Source organism: Arthrobacter sp. Soil736 (assembly GCF_001428005.1).
Classification (GTDB): domain Bacteria; phylum Actinomycetota; class Actinomycetes; order Actinomycetales; family Micrococcaceae; genus Arthrobacter.
The window spans coordinates 36,661-46,918 of record NZ_LMSB01000037.1; the positions used below are offsets into that span (position 1 = coordinate 36,661).

At 63.0% G+C, this 10,258-nt stretch carries 11 protein-coding genes and 2 pseudogenes; 8 read left to right on the forward strand and 5 right to left on the reverse strand.

The window, feature by feature from the left end:
- Positions 1-65 precede the first annotated feature (65 nt).
- The 3 genes and pseudogenes from ASG92_RS27665 to ASG92_RS27670 all read left to right on the forward strand — a co-directional run.
- Positions 66-572, forward strand: a complete 507-nt coding sequence (locus tag ASG92_RS27665; protein ID WP_162256347.1) for a curculin domain-containing protein — start codon at positions 66-68, stop codon at positions 570-572.
- A gap of 349 nt (positions 573-921) precedes the next feature.
- A complete protein-coding gene (locus ASG92_RS20275; protein WP_056632529.1) occupies positions 922-1,170 on the forward strand; it encodes a hypothetical protein in 249 nt (82 codons plus the stop codon).
- A 348-nt stretch (positions 1,171-1,518) separates the two neighbouring features.
- Positions 1,519-1,689: pseudogene (locus ASG92_RS27670) on the forward strand (transposase domain-containing protein); the annotation flags it as partial.
- Between the two features lie 373 nt (positions 1,690-2,062).
- Here ASG92_RS27670 and ASG92_RS20285 read toward each other — a convergent pair.
- Positions 2,063-2,599: a hypothetical protein gene (locus ASG92_RS20285; RefSeq protein ID WP_157372308.1), complete on the reverse strand. Its 537-nt coding sequence runs from the start codon at positions 2,597-2,599 to the stop codon at positions 2,063-2,065.
- Between the two features lie 494 nt (positions 2,600-3,093).
- On the opposite strand from ASG92_RS20285, the gene ASG92_RS20290 reads away from it, so the two are divergent.
- A complete protein-coding gene (locus ASG92_RS20290) occupies positions 3,094-3,348 on the forward strand; it encodes a hypothetical protein (protein ID WP_157372310.1) in 255 nt (84 codons plus the stop codon).
- Between the two features lie 842 nt (positions 3,349-4,190).
- Here ASG92_RS20290 and ASG92_RS28550 read toward each other — a convergent pair.
- Positions 4,191-4,451, reverse strand: coding sequence for a hypothetical protein (locus ASG92_RS28550; RefSeq protein WP_157372312.1), 261 nt, complete (start codon positions 4,449-4,451; stop codon positions 4,191-4,193).
- Between the two features lie 449 nt (positions 4,452-4,900).
- On the opposite strand from ASG92_RS28550, the gene ASG92_RS20295 reads away from it, so the two are divergent.
- A complete protein-coding gene (locus ASG92_RS20295) occupies positions 4,901-5,278 on the forward strand; it encodes a DUF1508 domain-containing protein (RefSeq protein ID WP_056632542.1) in 378 nt (125 codons plus the stop codon).
- A gap of 1,272 nt (positions 5,279-6,550) precedes the next feature.
- Here the strand turns inward: ASG92_RS20295 and ASG92_RS20300 are convergent.
- The 3 genes from ASG92_RS20300 to ASG92_RS20310 all read right to left on the reverse strand — a co-directional run bounded on the left by ASG92_RS20300 (position 6,551) and on the right by ASG92_RS20310 (position 7,775).
- Positions 6,551-6,907 carry a hypothetical protein gene (locus ASG92_RS20300; RefSeq protein WP_056632545.1) on the reverse strand — a complete coding sequence of 119 codons (357 nt, stop codon included), beginning with the start codon at positions 6,905-6,907 and terminating at the stop codon, positions 6,551-6,553.
- A 181-nt stretch (positions 6,908-7,088) separates the two neighbouring features.
- On the reverse strand, positions 7,089-7,292 hold the full coding sequence (locus ASG92_RS20305; RefSeq protein WP_056632548.1) for a cold-shock protein: 204 nt from the start codon (positions 7,290-7,292) through the stop codon (positions 7,089-7,091).
- A gap of 306 nt (positions 7,293-7,598) precedes the next feature.
- The gene (locus ASG92_RS20310) at positions 7,599-7,775 is read right to left on the reverse strand and encodes a CsbD family protein (protein WP_056632551.1); all 177 of its coding nucleotides are present in this window, start codon (positions 7,773-7,775) and stop codon (positions 7,599-7,601) included.
- Between the two features lie 450 nt (positions 7,776-8,225).
- Between ASG92_RS20310 and ASG92_RS20315 the strand changes: the two genes are divergently transcribed.
- From ASG92_RS20315 to ASG92_RS30025, 3 genes and pseudogenes are all read left to right on the forward strand, one after another.
- Entirely contained in the window at positions 8,226-8,534 is a 309-nt protein-coding gene (locus ASG92_RS20315) for a hypothetical protein (RefSeq protein ID WP_056632554.1), read from the forward strand.
- A gap of 399 nt (positions 8,535-8,933) precedes the next feature.
- On the forward strand, positions 8,934-9,371 hold the full coding sequence (locus tag ASG92_RS20320; protein WP_056632557.1) for a nuclear transport factor 2 family protein: 438 nt from the start codon (positions 8,934-8,936) through the stop codon (positions 9,369-9,371).
- Positions 9,372-9,972: 601 nt separating this feature from the next.
- Positions 9,973-10,102, forward strand: a pseudogene (locus ASG92_RS30025) (ATP-binding protein); the annotation flags it as partial.
- Positions 10,103-10,258: the final 156 nt, after the last annotated feature.

Genomic DNA, 10,258 nt, shown 5'->3' on the forward strand with positions numbered 1-10,258 from the left:
ATTGACCTGCGCCGCCGCAGGGGCTGCAATTTAAGTGCACCGGCCCGCCCGCATCGGGCGACGACATGCAGCCGGGCGAGGTCCTTCTCCCCGGCCAATCGCTCACCTCCGCCAACGGCCACTACACCCTGGTCTACCAGGGCGACGGCAACCTGGTCCTGTACGGCCCYGGCGGATACCTCTGGGACTCCRCCACCGACGGCAAACCCGTCGGTTCGCTCATCATGCAAGGCGACGGGAACYTGGTCATCTACGGACCCGGCGCCCTCTACGTCTGGGACTCCGCCACCGATGGCAACCCGGGCGCCCGGCTCATCGTCCAGGACGACGGCAACACGGTCATCTACCGCACCGACGGCACCCCGGCCTGGGACACCAAGACAAAAGCCGGAGGCGCTGATGAGCCGTTCCACGGTTTCGGCCGCGGCGATTCCGCCGGCGCCCTCTACGTCTGGGACTCCGCCACCGATGGCAACCCGGGCGCCCGGCTCATCGTCCAGGACGACGGCAACACGGTCATCTACCGCACCGACGGCACCCCGGCCTGGGACACCGGCACAGCGCAACCATAGAATTTGTCATCATCCGCCGGGCGTAGGGGGACTTACAGTCCCTAGAGATTAGGTTTATTGAAGAAAGGAACGCTGTCTGAGCTCATGATGCCATCCGATGCTCGATGACGGCCGCGGGCAGCAAGGTCAATGTCCGTTTTGATGGTCTCCTGCTGCCGTCCAGTCGCTCTTCAGCATGAAACGAGTTCACTGTCCTCCGGACCGGTTCCGTCGTGACCGGAGCGCCTGGCGGCTATAGGAATGGACAGCCGTGAGAACAGGAGCATCTGTCACGCGGCCGTGCGATAGGGCCGGCACCATCCCGCTGCGTGAATGCCAGGTCTGCGCCCGCCCCTCTTCGTAATTAGGCATGGTCGGGCCGGTTTTTCCGGTACGGACGGTGGCCGCCTGCGGCCAGCAGGTTCCTGAGCCGATGGTTCGAAAAGTTCCGGAACCCGCGGGCAACCTGACGATCCCGCGCAGTTTCGACGAGCTCACCGACAACCTCGGCTGGGCACGTGAACTCAGCGACCTCTACCTCGCCGAAACGCGTCCCGAAAAATTGCCTTCAGCGACACCGCCTTCAGGATCTTCGTCCGCATGGCCTCACGACGGCTGAACCGCGACCGTTTCTTTACACGCGACTTGACCCCGGCCGTGTATACACCGGAAGGGATGCGCTGGAAAGCACCATGCTCACTGTGCTGCTCCGGCACTGCCCCGAGCTGGCGCCTGCCCTCCGGACAACCGGCAACGCCTTCGCCCTGTGGCCGCGTATCAAGCGGTGACAGCTGGTTGCCCGCAGCCATCCGTCCCGACCCGTTAGACCCAATGCCGTTCGGTTAGGGTCTGCGTGGTGGTGTCAATCCGTTTCCCGGCGTTGCGTGCGGTGGATAGGCGCAGCCCTTGTTAGAAGTGAATCAAGTCTTGGCGGACTTTTGATTCTGTTTCAACAACAAGGGCTGCGATGTCTCATTCTGCCACCTGTTTGTCCGTGCCAGCGTCGGATGTGTTCGCGCCTGGGCATCTTGGGGAACTCACCCAGATCGTCCCTCCGGAGATGATCGATGCCGCTCTGGCAACAGCTGGCGGGAAGGAACAACGTCTCAGGCGTCTGCCCTCACGGGTGGTGGTGTATGTCCGGTGGTATCCGACCCGCCACCGCGCGCCGGGGGCACCTCGCTCCACGACCCGGCACAGGTAAGAGGTCACACCATCCACGACCGCAACAGACTCTGGCGACAACGTCGGCTCTGTGCCAATGCCGTAGCGAACCCATGAAGAGCTGGTCGAGGCATCCGACTCCGCGGTTTCCGTCGTCCGCTCGGTCAGTACCGATTTCACCCAGCGACAGAGGGGTACGAGGCTCTCCACTGTCCCGTCGAGCCTAACGGTGCCGTCAGAGCGTTCAGCCAGATGTTGTGTCAGATTCTCCAGCGCCCGCGGCCGCCCTTCGAGGAACTCCTGCAGCGCCGCTGCGGCCTCTTGCTTCTTCATCTTTGCGTAGGTCTTCATGGCAAATGAATAACATAGTTGATGCCGTTTTCCTCGACCAGGTCCAGAATGCGGGGGTCGGCACCGATTGTCCCTGACCGGTCGCTCGCAACAAAGTGCCACACTGCGCCGTTGATGCCGGTTCCCTCCGTGCGGGCTAGTATCGCATCCTTTTCGATCTGACGAGTGATACTGGACTGGTACTTTACGTAGCCGGATTTCACCTCATGGGCCACTCTGTCGAGGTCCCGTATGTCGACGTCGCTGCGCCTGACTCTGGTGGAGCCCATGGTCGTGGAAGTCTCGGCCGACGTCGCCTGGTCGGGAGGCGCCTTTCGTCGGGTAAGCAGGGCTTTCACGAAATCCCGGCGGTCAACAGGGCTTCTCTGCGCTTGCAAGAGCGATAGCAGGCGGCCGCTGGCGTGCATGGTCTCCGGCGATGGACCGACAGACAAACCAGCAGAAGTCGTAGCGCGGGATGTCTTGGAGCTGGCCGCCCGTAAGGAGAGAAGCGGGATCAACCACTTGCCGCATTGACCCGCGTGAGCAAGCATCCGTCCAGGTTTCTTCGCTGTTGGCCTTAGGGACCATCACGAAAGCATCTTTCAGCCAGCAGGTTCAGGCTTGAGGGTGTGGGGGCCAAACTCCACGATTCCCTTGTCAGTACTCAGGGTGATGGGCGGGGTCACCGGTTCGAGGAATATCTCCGGCTCACCGGCCCGGCGGTGATAGCGGCCAGGTTCACGTATGGGTTTAAAGGCTCGGACCCAAGGCGTACCATCCTACGATATGAACCCGACAAAGACGTTGGTAACAGTGACCCTTGCCCTCCTCCTCTCCGGATGCGCCCAGGCGGCCCCGCAGGGTCCCGCGCCGGCCCCGGAGACAAGCCTGGCCCTTGAACGCCAGCCAAAGGCGCCCGTTCCGGCCCCAACGACGGCGGCCGTGACGTTGCCCCCCGCCCCCGTAGCCCTTCCGCCGGCAGTCATCGTGGAGGAACCGTCACAGGCTCCAGGAGGAGATCCAGAAGTGGCAGGACGGCATGTGCGTGAACGCCACGGGCAGCCTGGACTGCACCGCAGCCACGCTTGGGCTGCAGCGGCTATCGGAAGCCGCGGCACTCGAGCTGGAAAATGCCCGCCCCTGGCCTTCTGGGCAGGAGGAGCTGGCGGACCGCACCGTCTCCCGCCTGAAGGCGGTCTCCATGCTCACTAAGGACGAGCAGGCGTCGATGTCGATGCTTCACTCGGAGCTGACATTCCTTGATCAGACCCTCCAGTCCTGGTCAGCCTTCTCCGGCTGAACACCTCTGAATACCGGACTCCACCAGGTGTCCGTCCGGAGTTGAACCCGGACGACGTTTCGCCACCCCTTTGACAGCCGCTGAAAATCCGATGATGCACGAGTGCTTCCGAAGTGGGACTAATCGCCCTACGGTTGCTCCACGGCTCGAATGACACCGCAGGAAGCGACGGCTGTAGGCGTTTTGCTGGGCTACTTCGCTGGTCGGGCTGAGCTACCACCACGCGAAACTGTGCTGGCTCTCGAAACACTGGCAGACCGGGCGCACAACCGCTTGCAAACCGGATGGGATGAAGTGTCCGTGCGTCGGCAGCGGCCCCATACCTACGATGATGACGTGCGCGAAAGAGACGGCTGAGGCCCTCGTAGCCGGCTAGCTGCACTCGGCTGACACGTTCATGACAGTCGGCTGATACGGCGTAACGCTCCCGAGCGCCGTTTCTGTCCTGGTCTGCTGTTAAAGGCGGCAGGGCCGGCGTTGAGCCGGCGCTGCCTGGGTTTCCCTCTCCAAAGGAAATCTATGGGTTCAGCTTATCCGGCCGCGCGGCAGTGTCCCGGACCCCGGAGGAGGTGTTGAATGCGTGCGGGGGTGTTGCGTGCGTCACAGTTCATGCCTAGGCTTGCGTGGGCGGTCGCAGCGTCGCGGCCGCCCCCCATAAGGGTAGGAGCAACATGACAGACAAGCTCAGCGTCCTGGTCCGCGTGGACCTCGATTGCGCCCACGCCCGGATCGCGGCCAGGGCTGCGTGACGGTGCAAAGCGTCCAGGGCATGACCCGCACCCAGATTGCGAGCGGTCCCGTTCGCTGCAACGCGGCAGTCAGGGGCCGAGCGTGATCAGGGCTTAGGCGTACCACTGCCAGCCGGGAGGGGACCAGTTTTCCGGGGTCTCGTGGGAGTTATGTTTGCCGCAGTGTTCGCAGCTGTAGCTGACGAGAGAGGGCCGTAGGCCCTCCCGGTCCGAGGCGTACGAGGCAGGGACAAAGCCGGTGAATGCCAGATAGGCGTCGGTGCCGCATAGACGGCACGTCGGCAGCGACGGCCGCTGAGCTGGAACGGACTCCTGGAGGTTTAGCCGGCGGTGGTCCGGGGCTGTGATCGTCATATAGGTTCCACACTTTTCATCAAATTGATGCCGGCCCGAGCTGCCGGGAGCGAAATCCCGGGGCCAGATGCCGGTCCTGGCTTGGTTCTTCAGGGTGCGTAAATCAGAGACTCGGTCCGCCGAAGCGGGCCGTATGCGGTTTGGACGCCTCCGTGTGTACGTTGACACCGGAGCGGGGGTCCGAGTCACTCTACTCTTGAGGCGACGCGTCCGGAGTCCCCCGTCGAAAAGCGGTTGGGGCGTCCAACGGACTGCTGTCCTGCGGCCACCGCGTACTAGCCAGTAAACGGTTCTTCCCCGTAATTTGGATAACGACGCCATGTGGCGTGCTTCACACGCAGTGAACCAGATGATCCTTTTACCGGACCAGAACGACCGGAACGCAACGCCGCGTCCCGGACCCGACGAGACCTACCGGGCGTCGCCGCCCGGCGTTCAGGAGGATACCCATGACCGGTACGTTTGAACTCTTCATCGACGAGGACACGAGCTTCAGATTCAGACTCAAAGCCCCTGACGGAACCGTGGTGGCCGTCTCCCGATCCTTTCCCGACAAGCCCGCTGCGGTGTCCGGCATCAGTGACGTGCGCGAGTATGCCGGAATGGGCCTGATCGCCGACCTGTGCCCGGAAGTCCCCGTCCACGGATCATCACCAGCGCTTCCGGCTCCCGGTGCCCGGCAAGGCCTTCGGTCCTCGACTGACCGTCGCACCGAGGGGCCGAAGCCCACCACCGTGGCGCCCCAGCGCACCACCGCCACGGGATCCTATAGGCCAGCAGCTCCACTCCGGGTTCGTGTTGGGTCCGAGCTGCACAAGGTTGCCTGAGGCGGCAGACCCAAGGTGGGGCCCACCCCGGCAAACCCGGAGGCGGCCTCGACAAGGACACCGTGACCGATGAGGTCACCGTCGAGGAGGAAGCCAGGAAGGAAAACATCGACACCGATACCGGCGAAACCCGCCGATAACAGCCCCGATCGCGGGGCTTCGGCCACGGCCCCGGTGCCCCCAACGGGAGACGCCTCTCAGCCGCCATCGAAGCGCAGCAAACGTGCGGCAATCCGCCTCGCACATCTCTGCAAAACAAGACTGTTCTTGTAGGAAAACACCAGCTCTTTCCGTTGACATCCACCCCACCCCTGGAGGTAACTGTGCATACGTCACAAAAGACCGTCCCCGCCACTCGCGCCCACCATCTCCAAGAAAATCTCCTCACCCACGTGGCCAAGGGCAGGGAGTGGGCCACACCCGGAATCGAAGCTGCGTTACACCGGGCACTGACCGGGATAGACAGCGGCCTCGAGGCAGCGTCTCCGCGGATTCAAGCAAGCTTGCGCACGATTGCCGACGAACTCGCCGGCGGAGTGGGGTCCGTGACTCCGCGACTCCATGAGCGGATAACGCGCATCACTCCGAAGACACCCCCTCCCGCCCCAGACGTGGGCGCGGAGTTCGGCCGGTCTGGAGGGCCGTCGCGGAAGCCGTGGTGGATTTGCCGGACTCGTGGCAGCCGCGGCGCTTTATGGTGCCACACTCTGGCTCCTCCTTCGCCCAGTCGGGGAATCTCCAGTCCCACCTCCACAGGAACAGGCACCTGAGAGCGGAGCGATCCCCAACGATCCTGCCGCCACCCAGTCGGCCATCTAGGCAGACCGCTTCCTTATCCCCGCAGATGTGGAGCCGCAAGCGACGCGAGGTGAGGTGCGGTCAGCCAGCCCATGAGTCCGCGACGCAGCGGTGGCTCACCGACCACCCCGGATGCCTGATCCTGCCGCGCACCCATAACGGAAACGATCTGCCAGAAAATCGGCGTAAGGCCCGGCCGCGGGCCAAGGCGGAAGACACCAACAGCCCCGCCGGATCCCATTCGGCGCTGCGTCATCCTCAGCCGCGTGGCCGAGTTCGAGGGCATGGGACGACAGATAGCTGAAACGCTGCCCCGGTGAGGTGGCAGGGAGCGGCATGATCATGGCATACGTGGTTGTTCCCCTGGCAGGACGAACGGACACGTTGTTGCCGTGGCGGGGCCAAGGCCTTGCTCATTTCGCCGATGCCGTCGCTCCGGCGAACCTGGCAACTCGTATACCGCTCGATCGGTCTTTAGGCGCCCGTTGCGTATATCGCTGGTAGCCGCGATGCCGGAGGCTGCGCTACCCTGTGGGGCCCGACGTCGTCGGGCGCGAGGACGCTGAGCCTGTAATCGGATTGAAGCGGATCCACGTGGGCGGGCAAATGGTGTGACCGTGAGCAGTCGCGGAGCTGCTCCAAGGCATCCGGGTCGATCTCGGCGTGGGTCATGTCGATTTCCAGGGCAAGGCCCGCCATGAGTGAGTTGGCGCGTTTCATCACCGCATAAAGGGCCTGGACGCTCTGCACCGTGACATGGCCTTGGGCCGCGACCCGGGCCTGCGCGCAGTCCAGGTCCACCCGGACCAGCACTCTGAGCTTGTCTGTCACGATGCTTCTCCGCTCCGCTCCATAGGTAACCGCGACGCTGCGGCCCCCATCAGATCAAACGTGAACTGTGATGCAGGCAACGCCTCGCGTTGCCTCAGGTGAAAGGGTCCGGGAAGCGGTGGACGCGGGGCATCAGCCGTGCGGGGCGGGCTGAGGCCCCTCGCCCACCGGCCGGCATGACTTAGAGCGGGCGAATGTTCTCCGCCTGCGGGCCTTTCGGGCCCTGGGCTACATCGAATTGGACTTTCTGGTTCTCTTCCAGCGCCCGGTAGCCGCTGCTGGCGATTGCCGAATAGTGGGCGAATACGTCCCCGGAGCCGTCATCATTGGCGATGAATCCGAAGCCCTTTTCGGAGTTGAACCATTTCACTGTTCCTGTTGCCATGTCTGCTTCCCTCGCCACACTCTGTTGCCGCCGGATCAGGATCCAGCCAATGGTCGGGACGGTGTTGTCGTGGCGGGGCGGACTCAGCCCCCAAGGGCGAGGGGATCGACGCTGGTGTGGGTCATGTCGTTTCCACTGCCGGGCCGGCCGTCCCGAGAGTGGGCGCCCGGATGGATCATGATCGGCATCGGTTTCGTCCTCACCCCCGGCACCGGGACGCCGCCAGCGCCTAGACCCGGGCGGCAGGGCGGACCTTTCCCGTTCCTGGAAATCCAGCAGGAGCCGCACCCTTTGTTCTGTCTGCAGTCAGTGTTTCTTGAAAGCGTGCCTGACTTTCTCACCGGCCTGCTTCAAGTCCGACCTCACCCGATCGCCCTTACCCTCGGCCTTCAGGCTCTCGTCGCCGCTCGCGTCGCCGGCGACCTCTTTGCCCTTGCCGCCAAGCTTCTCGGCAGCGTGCTTGATCTTGTCACCCAAACCCATGGTATTCCCCCTATGGTCGGTAGCCCGCCGGCACACTGCCAACGGTTCACCAAACCATCGTAACCACCGTCCAGTGCGTGTGTAACCCTGCTCGCGTCTGCCACGCGCAGGCATGGCCGGATACGATCATGCCGTGAACACACCCCCGGGGCGGGCACTTTCGTGGCCATCTATGGGCAGTTTTTCATGGCCGCTAACAGGTGGGAGAAGATACCGTCGGCGACATGATGATTTGGATCAACGGAACCTTCGGCGTGGGAAAAACGACTGCCGGCAAGGCACTGGTGGAATCGCAGCGCGCTCTACGCTGTTTGACCCCGAAGCGGTCGGCTACATGCTCATGCACAATTTGAAGGATCAGGCCTTCAGCGACTTTCAGGACCTGCCTGCCTGGCGGGCACTGGTACCAGCTACAGCTTTCCAAATTCGTCGGCATACCGGACAGCACCTGTGGCAGTCCAGACCGTGTTGCGGCAAGGCTATTGGGCAGAACTGAAGACGAGTTTCAGTGAGCTGGACGATCAAATGGTCCATATAGTGCTGGACGCGGACGAAGCAACCCTCCGGAACCGAATTGAGACCGATCAGGTCGAGTTGTCTGGCAGACAGTGGAGGCTGGATCACATCGAAAGGTACGCGGCGGCTCGGAGCTGGATGATCAAAGAAGCTGACCTCGTCATCGACACGGCTCGACTAGCGGCGGAGGATGTTGTTTCTCGAATCGCCGAGGCTATCCGCGCGGAACTCCCTGTCCACTAAGCTCGGCGGAGCCGGCATGTCGCGACGGTGCAAAACGGACGATACTTTTAGTCCCGCTCGTTCACCATCGTGATCGCGGGGCCGCTCCTAGTCTCTGAACGATTTCCAGGACGGCTCCCTCCTATGGCCGCGGCTCTGGCGCAAGCGCACATATCAAGTTCGCGTAAGTCTCATCTATGGCCCCGTGGGTACTGTGGATGACGGAAGCGGACGGTCGCTTTCGAAGTCCACGGACCAGATCGTCGTACAGGGACTCCAGTAGTCGCGAACCGCCGCCTTGCTCCACGATTGCCTTGATGTGCCCGTGCCAGGGAACATCCTCCCCCGCGCCACGGCTGCAATCTCGTGATCCGCGTCGAGGAACTGGCACTAACCGCACGGACTCGGAAGGATGGGCCTATGAGTGAAGTTGTAGATAGGTTGGCGGCAGCCCTGAATGTCCACGACCTCGAAGCGGCAGCCGCACTTTTCCACGAGAACTACCGGAGCGAGCAACCTGCCCACCCCGGCCGAGCCTTTGTTGGACGTGCACAAATGCATGCCAACTGGCAAGCGATGTTCTCGGGCATTCCCGATTTCCGCGCAGAACTGATCCGTTCGGTGGATGACGGCGACACGACCTGGAGCGAGTGGTCCTGGTCGGGAAATCGCGTTGACGGCCAGGATTTCCAAGTCCGCGGAGTGACGCTCTTTGAGATTAGGAACGGCCAAATAACTGGCGGCAGGCTCTACTTGGAGGACGTCGAGCGTGCAGACGTAAGTATCGAGGAGGCCGTACAGAGTTTGTCGGGACGCCGGCCGGATCGCGACCAGCGTCCGGAGATGTTGGACGGCTGACCTTCGATCTCCCTGGAGTCCCTGCGCCACAGCCCAATGGCTTAACGCAGACGCTGCTGTCTCAGCAGTCCCAGACACACCTTCTGCAGCGCTATGTTGACGTCCGGACGTCCCGCCGGTGCGTTCATAGCCGGGCCGAGATCTCTTCTACCGCTCGCGATTCCATTGTCAGGATCCCATCGGAGACATCAAAGCAGACCGAGCAGTAAAAGAGTTCGGTCCTGGTCGGCGGGTGACCGGCTCTGGGACCTTGCAGCTGTCTCAACTGATCGAGCGCCTTGCGCGCCGAAAACGGCGACAGTCTGGTGACGAGATGCGCCACCGGGATCTCCTTGCCACTCGCGTTGCTCCCAGTCCCGCCACCAGTAGCAGCGGCCGGCCGTCGATGACGATGTCCAAGCGTCGGCTTTCGATCATCCGCCTGTTGGGGAGGCGTCGGTGAATGCGGCGGCTATGAATTCAGGATCCTGAGGTTCCAGTGTCAAGACGTTCCGGCGCTCCATCCGGTTATCTTAGCCGCGTACGGGGAACCGCCAACGGTTGCAGTGTGGCGGAATCGATCGATTTCGTTGCACGAGTGCCGCGCCGGTCGCCCCAGCTGACCCTCGACCTCGACGACTTCACCGACGCACGAGCATTCGTCGCGAATCGAGCGCACCACCCGCGGCAACTTCCGACTCCTCGAGCGACTCATCCCGCAGATCGAACGCGTTCTGAAGATCAGGGACCTCAACGCCGCCGAGTATCGAGACCCGACGGGCATCATCCATCGGGCATGGACGCCAGGCCGTCCAAGGCGCAAGATGAGGTGCATGACAACAACCGTCATGATCCTCGGCGCCGGCTTCGGCGGGTTGGAACTCGCGAGCACACTGTCGGAGCGCCTT